This is a genomic window from Georgenia ruanii, from assembly GCF_009193175.1.
GTDB classification, from domain to species: Bacteria; Actinomycetota; Actinomycetes; order Actinomycetales; family Actinomycetaceae; genus Georgenia; species Georgenia ruanii.
Genome location: NZ_VUKE01000011.1, coordinates 139,406 through 162,494, shown reverse-complemented (window position 1 = coordinate 162,494; position 23,089 = coordinate 139,406). Strand labels below are relative to the sequence as shown.

Annotated in this window: 21 protein-coding genes; 13 read left to right on the top strand and 8 right to left on the bottom strand. The window is 75.1% G+C overall.

The window, feature by feature from the left end:
- Positions 1 to 79 precede the first annotated feature (79 nt).
- Positions 80 to 703: a TMEM175 family protein gene (locus tag GD880_RS12380; protein WP_152231919.1), complete on the top strand. Its 624-nt coding sequence runs from the start codon at positions 80 to 82 to the stop codon at positions 701 to 703.
- A 280-nt stretch (positions 704 to 983) separates the two neighbouring features.
- Positions 984 to 2,024, top strand: a complete 1,041-nt coding sequence (locus GD880_RS12375) for a Glu/Leu/Phe/Val dehydrogenase dimerization domain-containing protein (protein WP_226909620.1) — start codon at positions 984 to 986, stop codon at positions 2,022 to 2,024.
- Between the two features lie 111 nt (positions 2,025 to 2,135).
- Here the strand turns inward: GD880_RS12375 and GD880_RS12370 are convergent, their stop codons facing one another.
- Positions 2,136 to 3,005, bottom strand: a complete 870-nt coding sequence (locus tag GD880_RS12370) for an ABC transporter permease subunit (RefSeq protein ID WP_152231917.1) — start codon at positions 3,003 to 3,005, stop codon at positions 2,136 to 2,138.
- On the bottom strand, positions 3,002 to 3,934 hold the full coding sequence (locus tag GD880_RS12365) for an ABC transporter ATP-binding protein (protein WP_152231916.1): 933 nt from the start codon (positions 3,932 to 3,934) through the stop codon (positions 3,002 to 3,004). The genes GD880_RS12370 and GD880_RS12365 overlap by 4 nt, the downstream gene beginning before the upstream one ends.
- A 198-nt stretch (positions 3,935 to 4,132) precedes the next feature.
- Here GD880_RS12365 and GD880_RS21040 point away from each other — a divergent pair, with 198 nt between their 5' ends.
- From GD880_RS21040 to GD880_RS12345, 4 genes are all read left to right on the top strand, one after another.
- Positions 4,133 to 5,284 carry a sensor histidine kinase gene (locus GD880_RS21040; protein ID WP_152231915.1) on the top strand — a complete coding sequence of 384 codons (1,152 nt, stop codon included), beginning with the start codon at positions 4,133 to 4,135 and terminating at the stop codon, positions 5,282 to 5,284.
- A gap of 55 nt (positions 5,285 to 5,339) precedes the next feature.
- Positions 5,340 to 5,999 carry a response regulator transcription factor gene (locus tag GD880_RS12355; RefSeq protein ID WP_152231914.1) on the top strand — a complete coding sequence of 220 codons (660 nt, stop codon included), beginning with the start codon at positions 5,340 to 5,342 and terminating at the stop codon, positions 5,997 to 5,999.
- Between the two features lie 63 nt (positions 6,000 to 6,062).
- Positions 6,063 to 6,893, top strand: coding sequence for a pentapeptide repeat-containing protein (locus tag GD880_RS12350; protein ID WP_152231913.1), 831 nt, complete (start codon positions 6,063 to 6,065; stop codon positions 6,891 to 6,893).
- 39 nt (positions 6,894 to 6,932) lie between these two features.
- The gene (locus GD880_RS12345; RefSeq protein ID WP_152231912.1) at positions 6,933 to 7,181 is read left to right on the top strand and encodes a hypothetical protein; all 249 of its coding nucleotides are present in this window, start codon (positions 6,933 to 6,935) and stop codon (positions 7,179 to 7,181) included.
- Here GD880_RS12345 and GD880_RS12340 read toward each other — a convergent pair.
- Positions 7,174 to 8,178, bottom strand: coding sequence for a DMT family transporter (locus GD880_RS12340; protein ID WP_152231911.1), 1,005 nt, complete (start codon positions 8,176 to 8,178; stop codon positions 7,174 to 7,176). The two genes, GD880_RS12345 and GD880_RS12340, sit on opposite strands and share 8 nt — an antisense overlap.
- Before the next feature lie 195 nt (positions 8,179 to 8,373).
- On the opposite strand from GD880_RS12340, the gene GD880_RS12335 reads away from it, so the two are divergent.
- The gene (locus GD880_RS12335; RefSeq protein WP_152231910.1) at positions 8,374 to 8,871 is read left to right on the top strand and encodes a DUF1918 domain-containing protein; all 498 of its coding nucleotides are present in this window, start codon (positions 8,374 to 8,376) and stop codon (positions 8,869 to 8,871) included.
- Positions 8,872 to 8,919: 48 nt separating this feature from the next.
- Here GD880_RS12335 and GD880_RS12330 read toward each other — a convergent pair whose 3' ends face one another.
- A complete protein-coding gene (locus GD880_RS12330) occupies positions 8,920 to 10,092 on the bottom strand; it encodes an MFS transporter (protein ID WP_226909615.1) in 1,173 nt (390 codons plus the stop codon).
- A gap of 276 nt (positions 10,093 to 10,368) precedes the next feature.
- Here GD880_RS12330 and GD880_RS12325 point away from each other — a divergent pair, with 276 nt between their 5' ends.
- Entirely contained in the window at positions 10,369 to 10,875 is a 507-nt protein-coding gene (locus GD880_RS12325; RefSeq protein WP_152231909.1) for a MarR family winged helix-turn-helix transcriptional regulator, read from the top strand.
- 89 nt (positions 10,876 to 10,964) lie between these two features.
- Here the strand turns inward: GD880_RS12325 and GD880_RS12320 are convergent, their stop codons facing one another.
- Entirely contained in the window at positions 10,965 to 12,425 is a 1,461-nt protein-coding gene (locus GD880_RS12320) for a benzaldehyde dehydrogenase (protein WP_152231908.1), read from the bottom strand.
- A gap of 647 nt (positions 12,426 to 13,072) precedes the next feature.
- Here GD880_RS12320 and GD880_RS12315 point away from each other — a divergent pair.
- The 5 genes from GD880_RS12315 (at position 13,073) to GD880_RS12295 (ending at position 18,345) form a co-directional block, all read left to right on the top strand.
- Positions 13,073 to 14,452 (top strand): pyridoxal phosphate-dependent decarboxylase family protein, encoded by a 1,380-nt coding sequence (locus GD880_RS12315; protein ID WP_152231907.1) that lies wholly within the window; start codon positions 13,073 to 13,075, stop codon positions 14,450 to 14,452.
- A gap of 193 nt (positions 14,453 to 14,645) precedes the next feature.
- Positions 14,646 to 15,338 (top strand): hypothetical protein, encoded by a 693-nt coding sequence (locus tag GD880_RS12310; RefSeq protein ID WP_152231906.1) that lies wholly within the window; start codon positions 14,646 to 14,648, stop codon positions 15,336 to 15,338.
- Between the two features lie 55 nt (positions 15,339 to 15,393).
- On the top strand, positions 15,394 to 17,373 hold the full coding sequence (locus GD880_RS12305; protein ID WP_152231905.1) for a histidine kinase: 1,980 nt from the start codon (positions 15,394 to 15,396) through the stop codon (positions 17,371 to 17,373).
- Entirely contained in the window at positions 17,370 to 18,020 is a 651-nt protein-coding gene (locus GD880_RS12300) for a response regulator (protein ID WP_226909614.1), read from the top strand. Before GD880_RS12305 ends, GD880_RS12300 begins: the two co-directional genes overlap by 4 nt.
- Positions 18,021 to 18,120: 100 nt before the next feature.
- Complete coding sequence (locus tag GD880_RS12295) at positions 18,121 to 18,345, top strand: type II toxin-antitoxin system Phd/YefM family antitoxin (protein WP_152231904.1); 225 nt, start codon at positions 18,121 to 18,123, stop codon at positions 18,343 to 18,345.
- A 242-nt stretch (positions 18,346 to 18,587) separates the two neighbouring features.
- On the opposite strand, the gene GD880_RS12290 is transcribed toward GD880_RS12295, so the two are convergent.
- The 3 genes from GD880_RS12290 to GD880_RS12285 all read right to left on the bottom strand — a co-directional run bounded on the left by GD880_RS12290 (position 18,588) and on the right by GD880_RS12285 (position 22,924).
- Positions 18,588 to 19,631, bottom strand: coding sequence for a DUF2293 domain-containing protein (locus GD880_RS12290; RefSeq protein ID WP_226909613.1), 1,044 nt, complete (start codon positions 19,629 to 19,631; stop codon positions 18,588 to 18,590).
- Positions 19,632 to 19,639: 8 nt separating this feature from the next.
- Positions 19,640 to 20,020, bottom strand: a complete 381-nt coding sequence (locus GD880_RS20765) for a hypothetical protein (protein WP_226909612.1) — start codon at positions 20,018 to 20,020, stop codon at positions 19,640 to 19,642.
- Between the two features lie 138 nt (positions 20,021 to 20,158).
- Positions 20,159 to 22,924: a glycoside hydrolase family 2 TIM barrel-domain containing protein gene (locus tag GD880_RS12285; protein WP_152231902.1), complete on the bottom strand. Its 2,766-nt coding sequence runs from the start codon at positions 22,922 to 22,924 to the stop codon at positions 20,159 to 20,161.
- Positions 22,925 to 23,089: the final 165 nt, after the last annotated feature.

Here is a 23,089-nt window from a genome sequence, read left to right as displayed (position 1 = left end):
TGCGGCGCCGGGGTCATCGGCGGGTCCGCGCGGTGCGGCGCCGGGGTCATCGGCGTCCCGACCCCAGCCCCGCGCCGGTGTGCTCACCCGCGAGACGAGCGAGTTCGAGCGGGGCCTGTCCTTCTTCGACGCGATCTACGCCATCGCCATCACCTTGCTGGTCGTCACCATCGACGTCCCGCCGCCCGAGGCCTGGCAGAGCCTCGCCACCCTGGCCGCCAGCGGCGTGCCCCGCCAGTTGGCCGGCTTCGCCCTCAGCTTCGTCGTCATCGCCGCGTTCTGGCGCGTCAACGTCCGGCTGATCCAGGGCATCTCCGCCATGGACCCGGCGACGACGAGGGCGAACCTCGTCGCCACCGCGCTGGTGGTCCTCGTGCCGTTCACGACGCAGGCCATCAGCGACCCGGGCTCGGCGTCGTATGCGCTGCCGACGGCGCTCTACGCGTGCAACATCGCGTTCGCCGCGCTCGCCCAGCTGACCATGTTCGAGGTGGCCCGCCGCCATGGCCTCGAGCGCGCGCGGCTGTCCCGGCGGGAGCACCGCGTCTGGCTGGTCGCCGGCCTGGTGACGCCGGCGGTCTTCCTCGCCTCGGTGCCGGTCGCCTTCCTCTGGGGCGGCGACGTCGGCAAGCTGTTCTGGCTGGTCTCGGCCGTCCTGTCGCCGCTGGCCGGGCACGCGGCGCGGCGGCGGACGTCGCGCTGAGCCGGCGCCGGACCGGTAGATGGGCGGCCCGCCCAGGCGGTGGGCCGCGCCACGGAACCGCCGGTGAGCCACCGTTTCTCGGGCTGCCGGGCGCACCCGCCAGCTCTACCCTGGAGACGGTGACCGGGCACACCCCCGCCCGGCGCCGCCGCATCCACGAGATGACGAAGGAGTCGTCGTGAGCCTCCTCACCCACCCCGAGCTCGACCCGACCACCTCCGAACGCACCACCGTCTTCCGCGCCCCGGGCCCGTTCGACCCCGAGCACGGCCACGAGCAGGTGGTCTACTGCCACGACCGCGCGAGCGGCCTGCGGGCGATCATCGCCATCCACAGCACGGCCCTCGGCCCGGCCCTGGGCGGCACCCGGTTCTACCCGTACCCCACCGAGGAGGACGCCCTCGCCGACGTCCTGCGCCTCTCCCGGGGCATGACCTACAAGTGCGCCCTCGCCGGGCTCGATCACGGCGGCGGCAAGGCCGTCATCATCGGCGACCCCGCCACGGACAAGTCCGAGGCGCTGCTGCGGGCCTACGGCCGGTTCGTGGAGTCTCTCGGCGGGCGGTACGTCACCGCCTGCGACGTCGGCACCTACGTGGGCGACATGGACGTCATCCACCGCGAGACCGGACACGTGGTCGGGCGCAGCGAGGTCCACGGCGGCTCCGGCGACTCCTCGGTGCTCACCGCCTTCGGAGTGTTCACCGCCATGCGCGCGTGCGCCGCGCACGTGTGGGGCAGCGACTCGCTGCGCGACCGGACCGTCGGCGTGGCCGGGGTCGGCAAGGTCGGCCACCTGCTGGTGGGCCACCTCCTCGACGCCGGCGCGCAGGTCGTCGTCACCGACGTCAGCACCCGGGCTGTCGAGCGGGTGCGGTCCGAGCACCCGGAGGTCGACGTCGTCGCCGGCCCCGACGCCCTGGTGGGCTCCGCGCTGGACGTGTACGCCCCCTGCGCCCTCGGCGGGGCGCTGGACCGGGCCACCGTGGACGCGCTGAGCGCGAAGATCGTCTGCGGCGCGGCCAACAACCAGCTCGCGGACGACGGCGCCGGTCACCTGGCCGAGCGGCTGCTCGAGCGCGGCATCACCTACGCCCCGGACTACCTGGTCAACGCCGGCGGGGTCATCCAGGTCACCGACGAGCAGGAGGGGTTCGACATGGCACGGGCTCGGCACCGGGTCGAGGGTCTGTTCGCGACCACCGAGGCGGTGCTGGCCCGGGCCGCGGAGCAGGGGATCAGCCCGGCGCGGGCCGCGGACCACCTCGCCGAGGAGCGCATCGCCGCGATCGGGGGCCGGTTCCCGTACCTGCGCCGCTGAGCGGGGCATTCCCGCTCCGGCTCCGAAGGGCCCGCGACGGGTGGGGGTGACCGCGCGTTCGGCCTCATGGGGCGAACGGCGGCCGCCCCCATGGGTCGCCCGCGCGTGCGCTCAGCCGAGGTCGCGGCGTCTCACGAGGGTCAGCGCGACGACGGCGAAGACCACCAGGTACGCGGCGAGCAGCCACGCGGCCGAGGCGCCGTCCAGCACCGTGAGCACCCCCGGGGTGCCCTCCCCACGCGGGTCCTGCCCGACGGCGCCCAGCGCCCCGGCCAGCGAGCCCGCGGCCGAGCCGGGCAGCCGGTCCGTCAGCGTCGCCATCCCGTCCACGAGCCCGGACACCCCGCGCAGCAGGTTCTCCACCACCAGCGCCCACACCAGGCCGAGCCCGGCGGCGAGCGCGGGGCCCTTCGCGAGGGCGCCGACGAGGACCCCGCCCGCCGCCCACATGCCGAGCACGAGGAGGCCCGCGGCCATCGCCTGCACGAGGTCGCCCGCGGCCGGGCCGGCCGCCGAGCCGCCCTCGACGGCCGCGACGACGTGCGCCGTGGCGAGGTCGGTCGCCGCGGTCAGCGCCACGATCCCCACGACCGACACCGCGAGCGCGACCAGCGTGCCGCCGAACGCGGCCAGACGCCCCGGCCCCTGCGTCAACACGGTCTTCCACGTGCCCCAGGCGTAGCCGTTGCCGATCGCCAGGGCGCCGAGGAGCATCACGATCGCCCCGCCGAACATCGGCATGCCCTGGACGAGGGTGCTGGGCACGTTCGCGGGGAGCAGCCCGGCGAGCAGCGCCTGAGGCGAGGCGCCGGCCGCGGCGTCCGGCCCGCCCCCGCCGCTGTAGCCGATCCACGGGAAGGCGTAGGCGAAGAGCAGGTTGAGCACCGTCCAGACCCCCACCAGCACCCAGGTGGCGGGCCAGCGCCACAGGCGGCGGAGCTCGGCGCGGGTGCTGCGGGCCAGTGCGGTCAGGGCGTTCATCGGGACACCTCCAGGGCAGGGGCGGCGGAGGCGGTCATCTCGAGGAAGACCTCCTCCAGGGAGCGTTCGACCGGGCTGATCTCATGGATGTCTAGGCCGGCGGCGACCAGCGCCCGGGTCAGGTCGGGCACCGCCTCGGCCCCGGCGGTCAGGCGCAGCGTCCGGTCCCCACGGTCGCCGTCGACCAGCTCGACGGCGTCCGGGCCCAGGACGCGGGCGGCGACGGCGGCGGCGGCCTCGAGGGGGAAGGCCCGCAGGCGCAGGCTTGCCCCGCCGCGCAGGTCCGCCACGGTGCTCTCGGCGAGCAGCCGGCCGTGGGCGACGACGCCCACCCGGTCGCAGATCTGCTGGACCTCGGCGAGCAGGTGGCTGGAGAGCAGGACGGTCTGCCCGCCGGCGGCGATGTCGACGAGGAGGTCGCGCATCTCCGCCATCCCGGCCGGGTCGAGGCCGTTGGTGGGCTCGTCGAGGACGATGAGGTCGGGCTCGCCCAGCAGGGCGGCGGCGACGCCGAGGCGCTGCTTCATCCCGAGCGAGTAGGTGCGGAACCGGTCCCGGCCCCGCCCGGCCAGGTCCACCCGGGCCAGGGCGGCGTCGGCGGTGCGGGCGTCCAGGCCCTGGTAGGCCGCCAGGACCCGCAGGTTCTCCCGCCCGGAGAGGTAGGGGTAGAACCCCGGGCCCTCGACCAGGGCGCCGACGCGCGCCAGCGCCGCCGGTGTGCCCGGCGGGGCGCCGAGCACGGTGGCGGTCCCGGCGGTGGGGCGGACCTGGCCCAGCAGCATCCGCATGGTGGTGGTCTTGCCGGCCCCGTTGGGGCCGAGGAAGCCGTAGACCTCCCCGGCCCGGACGGTCATGGACACGGCGTCGACGGCGCGGCGCTGCCCGTAGACCTTGGTGAGTCCGTCGGTGGCGACGATCGTGGTGTTCATGCCCACCAGCGTCCGCCGGGGCCCCCGCCGCGTCGTCAGCCGCGTGGCGGCGCGACCGTACGAGGTTTCGTGACGGTCGGGCCCGCGCCCGTACGCGCCGTGGCGGCCCGGGCGCGGTCCGTGTACGCGGATCTGCGTACGCCGGCCACCGCCGGGAGGTGGACGCGCGGCGGGCCGCCCGGCCCTATCGTGGGCGCCGTGACGGCCCACGAACGGCCCGGGACCCGGCCCGGCGACGTGCTGCTCGCCGTCGCGCTGGCGCTGTTCGCGGCGGCAGGGACCGCCGGCGCGGGCCGGGACCAGCCCCAGGCCGCCCCGCTGGACGCCTGGACCTACGTGCTCACCACGCTCGCCGCGGCGTCGCTGGTGCTGTGGCGCGGGCGCCCGCTCGCCGTCTTCGCGGCCACGAGCGCGGCCGTCGCCGTCTACCTCGGTCTCGGCTATCCCTACGGCCCGATCATGATCACGGCGGCGGTGGCCGCGGGGCTGCTGGCCGCGTCGGTGCCGCTGCGCACCGTCGCGATCGCCGGGGTGGCGGACGCCGTCGTGCTCGTGGCGGTCCTCCTGGTGCGCGACGTCGTGCGCGCGTGGCCCGAGGCGCTCGCCCACGTGCTCGGGGTGCTCGTGTGGACGGCGCTGCCGCTGGCGATCGGGGTCGCGGTGCGCACCCGCCGGGAGGCGGCGGCGCGGGTGCGCGAGGAACAGGCGCTGCGGGCGGTGGCGGACGAGCGGTTGCGCATGGCGCAGGAGCTGCACGACGTCGTCGGGCACGGGCTGGCGGTCATCGCCATGCAGGCCGGGGCCGGGCTGCACGTGCTCGCGCGCGATCCGGCCAAGGCGCGAGCGGCCCTCGAGGCGATCCGCACCGCGAGCCGGGACGCGCTCGACGGGCTGCGCGCGGAGGTGGTCGCCCTGCGCGGCGGTGCCCCGCGGGCCCCGCTGCCGGGGCTGGCCGACCTCGGCCCGATGGTCGAGCGGGTGCGGTCGGGCGGCCTGGACGTGCGCCTCGACGTCGATGAGGTCGACGGGGTGCCCGACGACGTCGCGGGGGCCGCGTACCGGATCGTGCAGGAGGCGCTGACCAACGTGCTGCGCCACGGCGGACCGTCGGCCGGGGCCCTCGTGCGGGTCCGGCGGGCGCCGGGCCGGCTCGTCGTCGAGGTCGGCGACACCGGGAGCGGCCCACCGGCCGACGGGCTGGTCGAGGGCAGCGGCATCGCCGGCATGCGGGAGCGGGCGGCGCGCACCGGCGGGTCCGTGGCGGTCGACGGCCCGCCCGGCACCGGGGTGCGGGTGCGGGCGTCGTGGCCGCTGGACGACGACCGGCCGGACGGCGCGGCGGCCCCGTGACCGCGGGGAAGGCGTGGAGCAGGCAGGTGCCGTGGCGATGCCGGGAGGTGGTCAGGTGATCCGGGTGCTCGTGGTCGACGACCAGAGCCTGGTCCGGGTGGGCCTGCGCACCATCCTCGAGGCCGAGGACGATCTAGAGGTGGTCGCGGAGGCGGGGGACGGGCGTGAGGCGCTCGCGGCGGTGCGCGCCACGCGGCCCGACGTCGTCCTCATGGATATCCGCATGCCCGGCGTCGACGGCCTCGCCGCCCTCGCCCAGATTACCGCCGATGTCGCGCTGGCGGACGTGCGGGTCGTCATGCTTACCACCTTCGAGCTCGACGAGTATGTCTTCGAGGCCCTGCGCGGCGGGGCGAGCGGGTTCCTCCTCAAGGACGCCGACCCGGGCGACCTGCTCCGCGCGGTGCGCGCGGTGGCCGACGGCGGATCGCTCCTCGCCCCGTCGGTCACCCGCACCGTCATCAGCCAGTTCGCCCGGCAGGCGGGGCCCACCCACGCCCCGCGCCCGGGCCTGGAGCGGCTGACCGAGCGTGAGCGGGAGATGGTCGCCTGGGTGGCCACCGGCCGGTCCAACGACGAGATCGCCGCCCTCCTGACCGTCAGCCCCGCGACCGTGCGGACCCACGTGGGCCGGGCGATGCTCAAGCTCGGCGCGCGGGACCGGGCGCAGCTGGTCGTGTTCGCCTACGAGTCGGGCCTGCGGGTCGAGGGGTGAGGGCCGCGCCTGCGCGACAATGGAGCCCGCAACCCGATCTGCCCCCCCCACCGAGGAGTCCCCGTGCCCGCCCTGCCCGCCGCCGACGTCGGCGCCCTGCGCGCCGACTGCGCGAGCTGCTTCGGGCTGTGCTGCGTCGCGCTGCCGCTGACCGCCTCCGCCGACTTCGCCGTCGACAAGCCGGCCGGCGAGCCGTGCCGGAATCTCCATACCGACCACCGCTGCGGCATCCACAGTCGCCTGCGCCAGGAGGGCTTCCCCGGCTGCACCGTCTACGACTGCTTCGGCGCTGGCCAGCGGGTCTCCCAGGCCACCTTCGAGGGCCGCTCCTGGCGGCAGGACCCGGACACCGCACGGCGCATGTTCGCCGTCTTCCCCGTCGTGCGCCAGCTGCACGAGATGCTCGTCTACCTCGCGGAGGCGCGCACCCTCCCCGCCGCCCGCTCGCTCCGGGCGGAGCTGGCCGCCGCGGAGGCGGCGACCCAGCGGCTCGCCGCCGCCGGGCCCGACGAGCTGCTCGCCCTCGACGTCGCCGCCCACCGCGCCCGGGTCAACCCGCTGCTGCTGCGCGCCAGCGAGCTCGCCCGCGCCGGTGCCCGCGGGCGCCGCCCCGGCCGCCGGCTGCGCCACGCCGACCTCCTCGGCGCGGACCTGCACGGCGCGGACCTGCGCGGGGCCGACCTGCGCGGCGCCCTCCTCATCGCCGCCGACCTCCGCGGCGCGGACCTGCGGCGGGCCGACCTCATCGGCGCCGACCTGCGCGACGCCGACCTCGCCGGCGCCGACCTCACCGGCGCCCTCTTCCTCACCCAGCCCCAGGTCACGGCGGCCAAGGGCGACGGCGCCACGCGCCTCCCGCCGACGCTCACCCGGCCGGCCCACTGGGGCGCCTGACGGGTGCATCCGCCCGCGGCGCCGGCACGTATCACAGGCGTGACCACCCAGGCCCCCGAGCAACACGACCTCGACGCCCTCATCGTCGAGGCCCAGCACGCCCTCCGCGTCATCGTCCCGAACCTCGCCCCGCGGGTGACCGTGCGGGTGTTCGCCGCGCCGGACCGCGGCCGGTACGTCGGGGTGGACACGCACCGCCTCGACCCCGAGTCCGCCGCCACCGTCCAGCGCATCGTCTCCTACGTCAAGCAGTGCCGGGGCGACCGGGGCGCGACGGGCGTCAGCTGATCCGCTCCGCGGCCGGCGCGGGCGGCTCCGTGCCCGCGCCAGCTTCCGGCGGGCGCGCCTCGGTCCTCCCGCCGGCCCTTGGCGTCCGGCGGGCCGGCAGGCGCACGTGCCCCTGGCCGACGACGATCCCCAGGATGACGAGGACGGCGCCGACCGGCTGGTTGAGCGTGAGGCGTTCGCCCAGCACCAGCGCGCCGAGCACCACGCCGACCACCGGCGTCAGGTAGGTGACCGTCGATGCCGCGGTGGCGCCCCAGGCGCGCACGACGTCGAAGTTCCAGATGTACGCCACCCCGGTGCTCAGCGCCCCGAGGGCGAGCACCGCGGCGACGACGCCGCCGTCGACGGCCACCGGCGTGCGCGCGACGAACGGGGCCAGCACGAGCATGATCAGCGCGCCGATGCCCACCTGCGTGGCGGCGACCGTCACCGCGTCGTAGCGCACCCCGGCGAGGAAGCGGCGCAGGTAGACGAAGCCCGAGCCGTAGCAGGCGGTGGCGCCGAGGGCGGCCAGCTGACCGAGCCCGAAGTCCTCGCCGTGCGGGGCCCCGCCCAGCGTCCACGGCGCGGCGATGACGACGACGCCGGCCGCGGCCAGGGCGAGGGCCGCCGTCCGCACCGCGGTGAGCCGCTCCTGGGGCAGCGCGACGAGCGAGACGAGCAGCGTCATGACCGGCGTCGTCGCGTTGTAGATGCTCGACAGGCCCGACGGGATGTGCTGCCCGGCCCACGCGAAGAGCAGGAAGGGCACCACGCACAGCAGCACCGCGACCACCGCGAGGTGGCCGAGCACCCGCCGCTCGCGCGGCCAGCGCCGCCGCGTCAGCGTCATGATCAGCGCCAGGGTCGCCGCGCCGACGAGCAGCCGGCCCAGGACCACCTGCGCCGGGGCCAGCCCGCCCACCGCCACCCGGATGAACAGGAAGCTCGAGCCCCACATCAGGGCCAGCGCGCCGAACTTGATGGCCGTGCCGCGACCGGTCGTGCCGTGCGCCATGCGGTGCTCCCTTCTCTCGCGCTGCCCTGGGACGGGCTGCTCGCGCGGACGTCAACACCGAGAAGACGCCGCAGCGTCCCGCGGTGTGAGTGCGGGCGCCCCTCACCCGGCCGGTGATCCGCCGGGGGCTTCCCCGGCCGGGCCTCGGCGGCCACAGTAGAGCCACGGACACGATCCACGTACGAGGAGAGTGACATGCGGGCTCAGCGAGGAGACCACATCGTCGTTGCGGGGACGCACGTCGGCGAGGCGGTGCGCGACGGCGAGATCATCGAGGTCCGGGGCGGCGACGGCGGGCCGCCCTACCGGGTGCGGTGGAGCGACGGGCGCGAGGGGATCATCTACCCGGGCGCGAGCGCGGAGGTGCGCGCCCAGCACGGCGCGGAGGCCCCGAGCGGCGTGCCCGCCGACGTGCAGGGCCGGCTGGTCCGCGAGTGGGACATCCGGGTGTCGATCTACGCGTTCGGCGACGACACGACGACGGCGAAGGTCGCCGTCGTCGCGGGCGAGGCCGGGATGAGCGCGGCGGGGGAGAGCCGGCGCAGCAGCCGGGATCCCGCCGTCCCGCGCATCGGCGACAAGGTCGCCGTCGCCCGGGCGCTGCACCACCTCGCCGACGAGCTGCTCACCGGAGCGGCGGAGGACGTCGAGGGGTCCACCGGCGAGCACGACGTGACGATCTCGCCGCGCTGACGCCGGCGCGCGGGCAAGGGGGCCGACGCTGCCCGGGCCGGCGAGCCGTCAGGCGCCGGTGATGGCCTCGGCCTCGAAGGCCGGCGCCTCGTGCACCGGGTGATCGGCCGGGGCCAGGATGCTCCGGAAGATGGCGAGCAGGGCCGCACCGACGAGGGCGGTGCTGGCGGCGAAGAGGAACGGGGCGCCCGCGCCGAAGGCCGCCAGGGAGGTGCCCACCGGGGCGCCGATGGCGCCGCCGAAGAAGCGGACGCCGGAGTAGGCGGAGGAGGCCACGGTCCGCGGCAGGTCGGTGGCCTCCATGACAGCCTCGGTGAGCACGGTGTTGGCCGTCCCGATCTCGAAGCCGAGCATCACCACGCAGACGACGAGCCAGGGGGTGTGCCCGGTCAGCTGGGACGCCGCGACGTGGGTGGCGGCGAACACGACGAGGGTGACCGCGAGCACCCGGGTGGGGGAGAACCGGTGCGTCAACCGCGGGGCGAGGACGATGCTGGTCAGTGCCAGGCCGATGCCGAAGCCCGTCATGACGAGGCCGATGCCGACCGCGGGCATGCCCAGCGGGTAGGGCACGTAGGCGAGAGTGACGAAGAACGAGGAGTTGTAGAAGAACGCCACGATGCTGAGTACGAGGAGCGAGCGGATGCCCAGGGCCCGGAAGGGCGCCGATGCGGTGCTCCGCTGCGCCGACCGGCCGGCCCCGCGCACGAAGACGATGATCGCCACGAACCCGATGGCGAGGAGCGTGGCCGTGCCCCAGAAGGGCACCATCCAGGAGATGTCCCCGAGCAGCCCGCCGACCAGGGGGCCGACGGCCAGGCCCAGGCCCAGCGCCGCCTCGTAGAGGATGACGGCCTGGCCCGCCGTCCCGCCGCTGGCCGAGACGATCGCGGCCAGCGCGGTCGACAGGAACAGGGCGTTGCCCAGGCCCCACAGCGCCCGGAAGGCGATGATGCCCTCGATCCCGGTGGACAGCGCGCAGCCGACCGCGGCGACGGCAATGACAGCGAGCCCGACGAGCATGGTGTTGCGCGTCCCCGCGCGGGAGGAGAGCCAGCTCGTGAAGAACATGACCACGGCCGTCACTACCAGGTAGCTGGTGAAGAGGAACGAGGTCTGCGTCGGCGTGGCGTCCATGGCCTCGGAGATCGACGGCAGGATCGGGCCGACGAGGCCGATGCCCATGAAGGTCACCATCGAGGCGAAGGCGACCGCCCACACCGCCGCCGGCTGGCGGAACAGGGGCGTGGAGGCCGGGGTGGCGGGGGCTGCCGCGGGGGAGGCCCCGGCGGCTGGCGCTGCGGTGGGCGCGGGGGACTGGGCGCGGGTGATGAGTCTCTCCGAATCTCGTCGTGGGAAGTTGGGCGTCCGCGGTGGAGGGAGTCGTTACCTCCGGTGGGACGGACGTGCCCCTCATCGCTGGGTGGGGGACGCCGAGATAGTACACGAGTAAAACATTGGTGAATCACCTGGGGTGGGACCTGTAGGGTTGGGGGCATGGCTTTGCCCGCCGCGGGGGACGACTTCATCACTCGGCTGCGCCACAGCTGGCAGCGCACGCTGCCGGAGCTCGACACGACGCCGGTGGAGCTCCTCGGGCGCATCAACCGCATCAGCGCGCTGTCCATCCAGCAGCTGGACCGGGTGCTGGCCTCCAGCGGGGTGACCCGGTCGGAGTTCGACGTCCTGTGCGCCCTGGCCCGCAGCGACCGCCCCTTGCGGGCCAGCGAGGTGACCGCCCAGACCATGCTCAGCGGGGCGGCGACGACGAAGCTCACCGCCCGCCTCGAACGCATCGGGCTCGTGGAGCGGAAGAAGCTCGAACGCGACGGCCGCGTGGTGCTGCTGCAGCTCACCGCGGAAGGTCAGGACCTGGTCGAGCGGGAGTTCCCCCGCTGCGTGGCGCACGACCGCGAGCTGCTGACGGGCCTGGACGAGAAGGAACAGGCAGCGCTCGCCGCGCTCCTGGGGCGGATCTCGGACAACGCCGAGCGCACCCGCTGACCCTCACAGACGACGGCGTCGCCACGACAACGGCGCCGGTGCCATCCCCCCGGGGACGACCACCGGCGCCGTCGTGCGGGGCGTCGCCGTCAGAACGGGTAGCGCTCGATGTCCTGCTGCATGGTGATCCACTGCGTCTCGGTGAACGTCTCGAGGCCCGCGTGCGGGCCGCCGAACCGGCCGCCGACGCCGGAGGCCTTGGAGCCGCCGAAGGGGGCGGTCGCCTCGTCGTCGACCGTGGCGTCGTTGATGTGGATGGCGCCGGAGTCGATGCGGTCGGCCAGCTCGTAGGCCGCGTAGGGGTTGGAGGTGAGGATGCTGACCGACAGGCCGTAGTCCGAGCCGTTGATGAGCTCGATGGCCTCCTCGACCGTGTCGTAGGCGACGACCGGGGCGACGGGGCCGAAGATCTCCTCGGTGTAGGCGGGGCTGTCCGGCCGGACGTGGCTCAGCACCGTGGGCCGGTAGAACAGGTTGGTGTACTCCCCGCCCGCGGCGAGGGTCGCGCCCTGGTCCACCGCGCCGGTGACGATGGCGTGGATGCGGTCGCGCTGGTGGGTGTCGATGATCGGGCCCAGGGCGTTGGTCGGGTCGGCCGGGTCCCCGACGGGGAGGTTCTTCGCCTTGTCCGCCAGCGCCGCGACGTACTCGTCGGCCACCGAGGAGTGCACGAAGTGGCGCCCGGTGGTCATGCAGATCTGGCCCTGGTGGAGGAAGGAGCCCCAGGCGCCCACGGACGCGGCCGCCTCGATGTCGGCGTCGGGCAGCACGAGCAGGGCGTTGTTGCCGCCGAGCTCGAGGTGGACCTTCTTGAGCAGCGGCCCCGCGGCCTCCCCGATCTTGCGGCCGGCCGTCGTCGAGCCGGTGAAGGACAGGCAGGGGATGCCCGGGTGGGCCACCACGGCGGCGCCGAGCTCGGCGCCGCCGGGCAGCACGTGCAGCACCCCGGCGGGCAGGCCGGCCTCCTCCAGCAGGTCCGCCAGGGCGAAGCCGCCCGCGATGGTGGTGCGCGGGTCGGGCTTGAGCACGACGGCGTTGCCCAGCGCCAGCGCCGGGGCCACCGAGCGCATGGACAGGATGCCGGGGAAGTTGAACGGCGAGATCACCCCGACGACGCCGACCGGCACCCGGCGGGCGACGGACAGGCGCGGCTTGACGGAGCGGAGCATCTCCCCGTACGGGTGCGAGGCGAGCGCGGCGGACTCCTGCAGCTCGGTGGTCACCAGGCCCACCTCGAAGGCGGCCTTGCCCTGGCCGGAGCCGGCCTCGGCCACCAGCCAGCGGGCGAGGCGGTCGGGGTTCTCCTGCAGCAGCTGGGCGGCCTTGAGCAGGACGGCGGCCCGCTTGTCGTAGGGCAGCGCGGCCCAGTCCCGCTGGGCGGTGCGCGCCTGCGCGACCGCGGCGTCGAGGTCCGCGGCGGTCGCCGAGGCGACCTCGGCGAGCCTGTCGCCGGTGGCGGGGGAGCGGACCTCGAGGCGCGGGCCCGACCCGGCGACCCAGCCGCCGGAGTAGAGCTTGCCTGACCACTGGGTGGTGACGTCGGTCGTCATCGTCCTCGTCTCTTCTCTCCTTCGAAGGTCACCCCGCTGAGCAGGGGCGTCCAGATGGTGGGTCGGTGTCGATCGTGCCACAGCGGGTCTCGGCGCGGACGAGCCGCCCTTCCGCCCTGCGCGAGCAGCGGCGGCACCTTCGCGACGTCGTCGACGAGGTGGGTGCTGCGTGCCAGGTCCCGGCCCCGCGCCAACGGGCTGAGGCGGCGTCGTGCAGGTGCGGCCAAGCGCGGAGGGGTGTGCGCGCGCCGGCCCCGAGCGGCTCGGGCGCCGGGCATGGCGAGAGGCCCGGGTCCGAAGACCCGGGCCTCGTACGCGTCACCTCGGTGGGCCGGCTTCTCGACCTCTGCCCGATCCTGGGTGGTGCCGGTGCTGACTGCGCATCAACGGCCAACGGATCGCAAGGTTCGCCTGGCGGCCGGGGTAACGGTGTATGGCTTCCACACTGCTACGCATCACCTGGCCTGGTCCGCTGGGCACCGCGGTCCCTCCGCCGATGGACGGTGTGCACCGCCGCCCGATCGCCCGGGGGAGTCGCGGTCTTGTGTGACCAGAGTAACCTCATCGCCCCTCGAGTGGGGGGTCGAACGTCCCTCGACGTGCGGCAATCTCGCCCGCGCCCGGCACGCCGCCGCCCATACTGGGCCATGGCCTGGCCCTCTGCGGACTACGACGCCCCGCTCGAGCACGCCCACCGTCACGCCCGGGACTGGCTCGGCACCCTGGCCGACCGGCCGGTGCCCCCGCGCGCGGACGTCGACGACGTCGTCGCCGCGCTGGGCACCGAGCTGCCCGCGGAGCCGACGGCGCCGGCCGACGTCGTCGACCACCTCGCCGCCGCCGTCGACGCCGGGCTGACGGCGATGCCCTCGGGGCGGTTCTTCGGCTTCGTCATCGGCGGGACGCTGCCCGCGGCGCTGGCGGCGGACTGGCTGGTCTCGGCCTGGGACCAGAACGCGCTGCTGCGCCGGCTCTCCCCGGCGAGCGCCGCCGTCGAGCAGGTCGCCGCGACCTGGCTGCTCGACCTGCTCGGCCTGCCCGCCGACGCCGCGGTCGGGTTCGTCACCGGCGGCACGATGGCCAACTTCGCCTGCCTGGCCGCCGCCCGCGACGAGGTGCTGCGGCGGGCCGGGTTCAGCGTGGCCGAGCAGGGCCTGACGGGCGCCCCGCGGCTGCGCGTGCTCGCCGGGGCCGAGCACCACGAGTCCGTCGCCGTGGCCCTGCGCTACCTCGGCCTGGGCGCGCCCGCGGTGGTGGCGGCCGACGACCAGGGGCGGCTGCGCCCGGACGCGCTCGCCGCCGCCCTCGACGCTTCGCCGGACGGCCCGGCGATCGTGTGCCTGCAGGCCGGCAACGTCCACTCCGGCGCCTTCGACCCGTTCGCGGAGGCGGTCGCCGTCGCGCGCGAGCACGGCGCCTGGGTGCACGTCGACGGCGCCTTCGGCCTGTGGGCCGCGGCCTCCCCGCGCACCCGGCCGCTGCTCGCCGGGCACCACCTCGCCGACTCCTGGGCCACCGACGCCCACAAGACCCTCAACGTGCCCTACGACTCGGGCCTCGCCGTCGTCCGCGACCCGGCCGCGGCCCGCGCCGCGCTGGGCATGCGCGCCGACTACCTGCTCACCGGCGCGACGAGCGAGCCCATGGACACCGTGCCCGAGCTGTCCCGCCGCGCCCACGGGGTGCCAGTGTGGGCGGCGCTGCGCAGCCTGGGCCGGTCGGGCACCGCCGAGCTGGTCGAGCGGCTGTGCGACCACGCGCAGGCCTTCGCCCGGGGGCTGGCCGCCCTCGACGGCGCCGCCGTCCTCAACGACGTCGACTTCACCCAGGTGTGCGTGTCCTTCGGCGACGACGCGCGCACCCGGCGGGTGGTCGAGGGCCTGCTGGCCGAGGGCACCACCTGGATGACCGGCTCGCGCTGGCGCGAGCGGGAGGTGCTGCGCATCTCGGTGAGCAACTGGTCCACCAGCGACGACGACGTCACCCGCAGCCTCGACGCGGTGCGCCGGGTGCTCGCCGGCCTCTGAGCAGCGACCGGATTGTCATTGCGGCTGCGACCGGAATGGCGGACCGGCCGCGCGAAGGGCCCGGGCGAACTGCCCGGCAGGTCGGGACGCTCGCCCCTGCCGCCCGGGACGCCGGGCGGCCCAGGCTCAGTGCCGAGCCCGAACCGGTCACGGTGGCCGGAGCACCCCGGGCAGAGCCAAGGAGTCCCCTTCCATGTCCGCCTCCGCAGTCACGTCCCCCACCACCACCGCGACCCGCCGCGCCGCGGCCGGCAGCCGCGGCTGGGCCGCCGCCGGCGTCGTCGCCGGCCTGGCCGGGGTCGCCAGCATCTACCTCTCGCTGAGCCTCAGCCCCGCCTACGACCGGGACAACCCGCCGACCCCGGAGCTGATCACCGAGCACCTGGGCGGGGTCATTCCCCAGCTCATCGGCTTCCACGTGGCTACCGTCGTCGCCGCCCTGCTGCTCATCCCGTTCGCCGCCGGGCTGTACCGCCGGCTCGCCGGCCAGTCCCCGGCCCGCTCGGTGCTCCCGGCGGTGGCGGCCACCGGGCTGGGGGTGCTCTCCGCCGTCCTCGTCCTCGGCTCCGGCCTGGACACCGAGTTCGTCTTCGGTCTGTCCGACCCCGCGCTCATGACGGCCACCGACGTGTCGATCTACTCGCACTGGGTCGCCACCATCGCCTGGCTGTGGGTCACCGCCGGGGTCAGCGCGCTCGCGCTCGGGATCGCGGCGCTGCGCCACGGCGCGGCCGGCAAGGCCCTCGGCGTGACGAGCGTGGTGCTCGGCAGCCTCATGGTCCTGTTCGGCGTCTCCCCGCTGCAGTACATGGCCGGCTTCATCGGCCCGGTGTGGCTGCTGGTCAGCGCGCTGGCGCTGCTGCGGGGCGAACGCGCCGCCCGATAGCACCTCCCGCAGGCCGGATCCCCCTAGATTGCCGCCATGACCGACCGACACCCGCATGACTGAGCCGATCCGCCAGGACCCCGGACGCCCCGCGTCCGGGGTCCTCGGGGCCGCCCGGGGCGGAGCCCCGGCCCTCGCCCTCGCCCTGGGCGGGACCGCCTGGCTCCTCTCCCTCGCCGGGCTGGCCCTCTACCTGGCCTCGGGCCCCCGCCTCACCCCCGACGAACTGTTCCTCCTGGTCGACGTCACCGTCGGCCTCGTCTACGGCGCCGTCACCGCCCTCGTGCTCACCCGCCGCCGCCACGTCGTCGGCTACCTCCTCGCGCTGACGAGCATCGGCGGCGCCGTCTCCGCCTTCGCCGGCGGCTGGCAGGTCTTCGCCCTGGCCCGCGGCGTGGACGCCGGCGCCCTCGCCGACCCGTTCGGCTGGGCCTGGGTGCCCGGCACCCTCGCCATGTTCCTCGTGGTGCCCTGGCTGGTCCGCGAGCGGCCGCTCGGGCGCGCCTGGTGGGGCCCGGCCGCCGGCGCCCTGGTCGCCCTCGCCGCCCTCGCTTGCTCCCTGCTCGGCGCGTACGACCTGCTCATGCCGGCGCTGGCGGCCGCCGTCGTCCTCGGTCTGATGACCGCCGCGGCCACGGAGGTCCGACGACGGCGGGCCGGGGACGCCGAGGCGGTCGGGCTGGACTGGCTCGCCGCCGGCACCGCGGTGCTGGCCGCCTCCTTCGTGCCGCTGCTGCTGCCCGAGGGGCTGGTCGCCCCCTGGCTGACCCCGGCGCTGCACCTGGCGAGCCAGGCGCTCTTCCCCGCCGCGATCCTGTCGGTGGTGCTGCGCCAGCGGCTGTGGGGCGTCGAGGTCGCCGTCTCCCGCACGCTGCTCGCCGGGGCGCTGACCGTCGGCCTGGCGGCGATCTACCTGGTCGTCAGCGTGCTGCTCACCGGGCTGGTCCCCGGGCAGGGGCTGGCCCAGGCGCTCGCGGCCGCGGCCGTCGTCGTCGCCGTCCAACCCACCCGGCTGTGGCTGCAGCGCCGGGTGCGGGTGATGGTCTACGGCGTCGCGCACGACCCCTGGCGGGTGGCGGGCCGGATGGGCACGGCGCTGGGCCGCTCGCCGGACCCGGAGGCGCTGCTCGCCTCGCTGGTGGAGAGCGTCGGCACCGCGCTGCGGCTGGAGTCGGTGACCCTGCTCGCCGGCGGCCCCGGGGAGGAGGCGGTGATGACGGCGTGGGGGACGGCTTCGGCCGGTGCCACCCGGGTGCCGCTGACCGCGGGCGCCGAGCAGGTGGGGGTGCTGGCAGTGACCGCGCGGCCGGGGGAGGCGCTCGACGCGCGCACCGGCCGGGCGCTGGAGGAGCTCGCCGCCGTGGTGACCTCCGGCCTCGTCCTCGCCCGCACGGCCCAGGAGCTCGCGCGCACCCGCGAGCGTCTGACCACCGCCCGGCTGCAGGAGCGGCGGGTCATCCGCCGCGAGCTGCACGACGGGCTGGGGCCGTGGTTCGCCGGGCTGCGGCTCGGGCTGCAGGGCGTGGCCAACCTGGTCGAGACGGACCCGGCGGGCGCGCGGGAGATGCTCGCCGCGCTGCGGGCCGAGCTCGACCAGCGGGTCGAGGACGTGCGCGGCCTCGCCCGCGCCCTGCTCCCGCCGGCCCTGGAGGAGCTCGGGCTCGAGGCGGCCCTGCGCGAGGCCGCCGCCCGGCACGGCGAGAACGGATTCGAGGTCCGGCTGGCCTGCGACGTCCCGCCGGAGCTGCCCGCGGCGGTGGCCGCGGCCGCGTACGGCATCGCCGGGGAGGCGATCCTCAACGCCGCCCGGCACAGCGGCGCGGCCGGCTGCGACCTCGAGGTCGCGCTCGACGGCGCCGCCCTGCGGCTCTCCTGCCGCGACGACGGCGCCGGGCTCGCCGCTGACGCCACGCCCGGCGTCGGCACCCGCGCCATGCGCGAGCGCGCGGAGGAGCTGGGCGGGCACGTCGAGATCCGCGCGCTGGTGCCGCGCGGGACGTCGGTCGTGGCCGTGCTGCCGGTGGGCGCGCGGTGAGCGGGGCGATCCGGGTGGTGGTGGTCGACGACCACCCGGTGTTCCGGCTCGGCATGGTCGGGTTGCTCGGCTCCCTGCCCGGCATCGAGGTGGCCGGGCAGGCGGCCGACGCCGCCGGGGCCCGCGCCGTCGTCGGCGACGAGGTGGACGTGGTGCTCATGGACCTGCACCTCGGGGCCGACTCCGGCATCGACCTCACCCGAGAGCTGGTCGGCCACCACCCGCGGGTGGCGGTGCTGGTGGTGACGATGAACGAGGACGACGCGTCCGTCGTCGCCGCCGTGCGGGTGGGCGCGCGGGGGTACCTGCTCAAGTCCGCCGGACCGGACGCCGTCGAGCGGGCCGTGCGGGCGGTGGCGAACGGGGAGATGATCCTCGGCCCGCAGGTGGCCGCGCGGGCGATGTCCTCGCTGGTGGGCGGGCGGACGGCGGCGCGCGTGCCGTTCCCCGAGCTCACCGACCGCGAGCGGGAGGTGCTCGACCTCATGGCCCGCGGGCACGACAACACCGCCATCGCCCGGCGCCTGGTGCTCAGCCCCAAGACGGTGCGCAACCACGTGGCGAACGTGCTGACGAAGCTGGCCGTGCCTCACCGCTCGGCGGCCATCGTGCGGGCGCGGGAGGCGGGGCTGGGCGCGGAAAGCTGACCGTGCGGCGTGTGCTGGCCGACCGAGGCAGACAACCGGGCCACGTCAGGTTGACCAACCGGGCCTGGTCAGCCTGGTTCCATGCTCGTAACGTGCAGTCATGGCCGAGACCGTGAACGTGCAGGAAGCCAAGAGAAGGCTCTCCGAGCTCCTCGCGCGGGTCCAGCGCGGCGAGGAGATCATCATCGCGCGGGCCGGCGTCCCGGTGGCCAGGCTGGATCCCATCGCGAAGCCGCCGGCGCGGACCTTCGGCACCATGGCCTTCCACGTCCCAGAGACGTTCTTCGCGCCCCTGCCGGAAACAGAGCTTGAGGCATGGCAGTGAGGTACCTCCTCGACACCCATGTCGTCCTCTGGCTGCTCGGCGAGCCGGCGATCATCCCTCCGGAGATCCGGCACGAACCCGTTTGATCGCCTCCTGGTCGCGCAGGCGATCCAGGGCAACCTCATCCTGGTCACCACTGACGCGGCGGTCCGTGCACTCGGTGGGCTGCGCACGCTCGGCTGGTAGCGATGTGGAGGACCGCCCCGCTCAGGTCCATCTGCGAGGATCGGGGTAGTCGGCGCTCAGCCCCTCCGCCAGCCCTCGAGCACCGCCGCGACCGACGCCCGCACCTGCGTGCGAGCGTCGGCGCGGGAGGTGCCGGCCATGAGCATCTCGTCGTACTCGGTGTCCTCGTGACGTACCGAGGCCGCGACCGCCCGCTCGACGGCGGAGGCCTCCAGGCGCTGGCCCGCGGCGGTCCGACCGATCCGACCGCTGCCTCGCACGCTGGTGTGCAGGGCGATCAGGGCGGCCCGTTCGGGCGGGCATCCCGGGAACATCTGGCTGATCTCGGTGGCGAGCCGCTCGGCGAGCTCGCCGTCGGCCGTGCGCCGTCGCTCCTCGTCACGGTCGCGGCGGCGGGCGCGCGCCTCGGCGTCGGCGAGGCAGGACGTCTCGGCCCCCTCCAGCGCCCGCTCCTCGACGAGGGCACCTTGGCGCTCGTAGCGCCCGCGGGACCGGCTGAAGCGGACCACGACGGCCGTGAGGCGGCTGGCCTTCTTCGCCCGGCGCGTCAGCGTGGCGTTGCCTGCGGGCAGGAAGGTCAGGTGGTCGAGGTCGGCGCAGCGCAGGCAGAGCGGGGCGTCGTCCTCCATCAGCAGCAGGTCCCCGGTCCCGCGGCACCGGGCGCAGGCCCAGTCGCCGAGCGGCGAGATGACGACGAGATCCGGCGGCCGGCTGGCCTTCTCCTGCAGGCGCGCCCGTTTGGCCTCCGACAGGGCCGGGGAGACCCAGTGCGTGCGGTACGCCCGCTCGATCTCCGGCTCGCCGCCGGCGGAGAATCGCAGCGTCCTGCGGTCGCGGGTACGGGCCACGTAGGCCGTCTCGCTGGGCTCCAGCCCCTGATCACGGGCCCACCGCCGCATCGCCGCCATCGCCGTGGCGATTCTTCCCTGACCGGCCTGCACCACCTCTTCCAGGCACGGCACGCGCCCCTGGCGCCAGTGGTCCCGGTGCACCGGCTGCAGCCAGCCGATGCCGACGAGCACATCGACGGGCGCCACGTAGCCCTCCTCACGCAGCGCCTCCTCGGCCGCGCGGGTGACCCGCTCCTCGATGGAGGCCACGGTCGTTCCTATCGCCACGCCGCGAGGTCCGGCACCGCCGCGGCGGCCAACGGGGCCGCCGTCACCGCGCCGCCCCGCTCGACCGGCAACCCGTAGGCATCGGTGGTCCTCTCCACGCCGGTGACCTCGACGGCCCCGAGCTCGGCGAGTGCCCGGCAGATGTGCCGGACGTCGCTGTCGAGAAGGCGGCGGTGCCCGCGCAGGTGCTCCTCCTCGAGGTCGTCGAGGACGAACGACGCCTCGACGAGCTGCCACAGCCGCTCCTGGAGGTCGGCGAGCGGCACGGGTTCGCCGACGGCGAGCAGGTGGGCCAGCAGGCCGGGGACCTCGCCGTCGAGAAGTTCCTTCCAGCAGGGGTTCACCCAGGTCGCGTGCGCAAAGCGGGGCACGTGACGCAGGATAGGGCCGACCGCGACGGCATCGCATCCTCGGTGTTCATTGCTGTCTCCCGCACGGCCGCAGACCGTCCGCACGAACGCGGCGGCCGGCCCCCGGTGGGGACCGGCCGCCGTCGTCAGACCGCCCGATCAGGCCCGGCGGATGTCGATGGCGCTGACGACCGGCAGGTTCTTCATGGCCGTGAAGCCGATCTCGATGCCTTCGCCCCCGGTGGTGGTCACCCTGGTGGTGAGGTCGTACGGGGCGTGCTGGCCGACCTTGGCGACGAGGTCGAGCGCGGTCTCCGCCGGGGTGCCGTTGACCGTGACGTCGAAGACCCGCCACCCCACCGGCACGTCGACCGTGCCGTCCGGGGCGGGCACAGCGGTCCCGTCGCCGCCGGTGTCGCCGGCCGAGGTGATCTCGGCGAGCCGCAGGGTCACCTCGTAGGTGCCGTCCGGCACGTCGAAGCGGTAGGCCGACATGCCCTTGCGGTAGGTCTGGTACAGCGGGTCCTCGTCGCTGCCGTCCACCCAGTCGTTCTTCATCCACCCGTAGCCGGCGGTGAAGTCGTCGGCCAGGGCGCCGAAGCCGCCCGGGGCATACTCGCGGTCCTCCAGCCACACCGTGCCGTCGGCGTCGGTGTACTGCACGACCGCCCCGGCCGAGAGCGCAAGCCGCTCGAAGGGCACCTCCGGGTCGGCCAGCCGCGGGGCGTGGTAGGTGAAGTGGACCGTCGCCTCGTCGGTGAGCTTCGTACCCGCCGGGGCGATCGCGAACGCCGAGAGCCGGTTCTCGCCGTCGACGAAGGGGACCATCCAGCTCACGTGCCCGATGGAGTCGGTCGCCTTCGCCCCGAGGGGGGTGTCGTTGTGGAAGAGCTCGACGCGGTCGGCGTTGGAGTACACCGTCACGGTCTGCTCGACCGGCCGGTACCCGGTGGCGCCGTCCGGCCCCACGCCGGCTCGGCGGTTCCACAGGTCCGTGGCGATGTGCAGGACGTCGACGCCGCGCCAGGCCTGCACGAGGTGGTAGACGGGCTTCGGCGTGCGGTCGGCGAGCATGAGGCCCTTGGTGTTCACGTGCGGCACCGACCCGGTGCGCGACTCCGACCCGAAGTCGAACTGCGACCAGTACGTTGTCCCGGCCAGCCAGGGGCGCTCGTCGATCTGACGCAAGTAGCTCTCGAGGTAGTACTGCTGGTACTCGATGGACTGGTCCTGGTAGTTGGCCTGGCCGGCGAGCCGGAGCAGGTCGCCCGGCACCACCCGGTGCAGCCGCGCGTCGGAGTCCGCGCCGAACTCCGAGACCCACACCACCCGGTCGGGGTAGCGCTCGTGCTGGGCGTCGAGCCACGGCCCGAACTGCTCCGCCCGCCCGCCGTACCACCCGTGGTAGAGGTTCCAGCCCCAGATCATCGGGATGTCGGCGATGCCCGCCTCGTTGTACGACTCCTGCTGGTGGCCCACCATCGCCGTCAGCCGGTCCGGGGCCTCCTCGCGCAGCACGTCCTCGCCCCGCTGGAGCATGTCCCGGGTCCACTCGAGATAGTTGTCCGGCTGCGGGCTCGGGCGGCGCAGGAAGATCTCGTTCATCGACCCGAAGACGACGATCGCGGGGTGATTGTAGTGCTGGCGGGCCATGTCCCGGATGTTGCCGAGGTGGTTCTCGACGAACTCCTCGGTGAGGATCGCCCGGTTGACCATGGGCGCCTCCTCCCAGATCACCAGCCCGAGCTCGTCGGCGGCCTCGAGGACCGCGGGCGCCTGCGGGTAGTGCGCCAGCCGGACGACGTTGGCGCCCATCTCCTTGATCAGCCGCAGGTCGCGGATGTGGTCGGAGTCGGCCAGGGCGTTGCCGCGGCCCACCTCGTCCTGGTGCCGGTTGGTGCCGCGCAGCGGGTACGGCTCGCCGTTGAGGAAGAAGCCGGCGTCGGGGTCCACCGAGAACCAGCGCACCCCGAGCGGGGCGTCGACGCGGTCGCGGCGGCCCTGGCCGGCGTCGACGACGGTGGCCACCCGGTAGAGGTACGGCGACTCCGGTGACCACAGGTGCGGGCGGTCGATGGCCGGAAGCGTCAGCTCGAACTCGGCCGCGGACCGGGCGGCGAGCCGCACGTCGGTGCCCGCCTCGGCGACGGGCGCGTCGGTGGCGTCGAGGACGGTGCTGCGCACCCGGGCGGTGACGGCGGCGCCGGTGTCGTTGACGACGCGGCCGCGCACACGCACGACGGCGTGGGCGGCGTCGGCCGCCGGGGTGTCCACCCGCACGCCGGGCGCGGCGTGGTCGAGGACGTCGAGGTGGACCTCCTCCGTGGTGATCAGCCAGACGTTGCGGTACAGCCCGCCGTAGAACGTCCAGTCGCCCGAGTACGGCGGGATGTTGTCGTCGTGGGTGTTGTCCACCCGGACCGCGACGGTGGCCGCCTTGCCGGGACCGACCCGGCGCAGCTGGTCGGTGATCTCCACGCTGAACGCGGTGTAGCCGCCGACGTGCCCGCCCACGCGGTCGCCGTCGACGTAGACGTCGGCCACCTGGAAGGCGCCCTCGAAGTACAGGAACACCCGCTGCGATTTGTGCGCCCCGGTCACCTTGATCGTGCGCCGGTACCAGCCCGGGCCGCGGTAGAAGCCGGGCTCGTCGTCGAGAGAGTCAGTCGCGTTCCAGGTGTGCGGGACCGACAGCTCCTGCCACCCGGCGGTGTCGAACGCGGGCCGTTCGGCGCCGGCCGGGTCACCCAGCGTGTGAACCCAGCCCTCGTTGAGCAGCTGGCGCTCGCGCTGCCGGGCGGCCTGCGGCGGGCGGCGGTTCTGCGCCTGTGCCGGTTGGGCCAGCACGGACAGCGCGGCGCCGGCCGCCAGCCCGGTCAGCACGCTGCGGCGCGTGGGACCGGTCGGTATGGCGGGAGTGGTCATCGTCGAGCTCCTCTCGGGCGCACGCCCCCGGTGCGCCGCGCCCCGACCCTGGCGGCATCGGACGGGAGCCGACAAGAAGTTGCCGGGATTTGCCGCCGATGTGGCCCCGGTCACGGGGTCCCCAGGACCGAGGGGCGTCCGCCTCGGACCGGGCGGATGATGGTC

Coding starts and splice junctions, on each gene's coding strand:
- GD880_RS12310 (WP_152231906.1), top strand. CDS start 14,646: ATGTCCGCCTCCGCAGTCACGTCCCCCACCACCACCGCGACCCGCCGC.
- GD880_RS12365 (WP_152231916.1), bottom strand. CDS start 3,934: ATGAACACCACGATCGTCGCCACCGACGGACTCACCAAGGTCTACGGG.
- GD880_RS12305 (WP_152231905.1), top strand. CDS start 15,394: ATGACTGAGCCGATCCGCCAGGACCCCGGACGCCCCGCGTCCGGGGTC.
- GD880_RS12315 (WP_152231907.1), top strand. CDS start 13,073: ATGGCCTGGCCCTCTGCGGACTACGACGCCCCGCTCGAGCACGCCCAC.
- GD880_RS12320 (WP_152231908.1), bottom strand. CDS start 12,425: ATGACGACCGACGTCACCACCCAGTGGTCAGGCAAGCTCTACTCCGGC.
- GD880_RS12370 (WP_152231917.1), bottom strand. CDS start 3,005: ATGAACGCCCTGACCGCACTGGCCCGCAGCACCCGCGCCGAGCTCCGC.
- GD880_RS12335 (WP_152231910.1), top strand. CDS start 8,374: ATGCGGGCTCAGCGAGGAGACCACATCGTCGTTGCGGGGACGCACGTC.
- GD880_RS12295 (WP_152231904.1), top strand. CDS start 18,121: ATGGCCGAGACCGTGAACGTGCAGGAAGCCAAGAGAAGGCTCTCCGAG.
- GD880_RS12340 (WP_152231911.1), bottom strand. CDS start 8,178: ATGGCGCACGGCACGACCGGTCGCGGCACGGCCATCAAGTTCGGCGCG.
- GD880_RS12325 (WP_152231909.1), top strand. CDS start 10,369: ATGGCTTTGCCCGCCGCGGGGGACGACTTCATCACTCGGCTGCGCCAC.
- GD880_RS12285 (WP_152231902.1), bottom strand. CDS start 22,924: ATGACCACTCCCGCCATACCGACCGGTCCCACGCGCCGCAGCGTGCTG.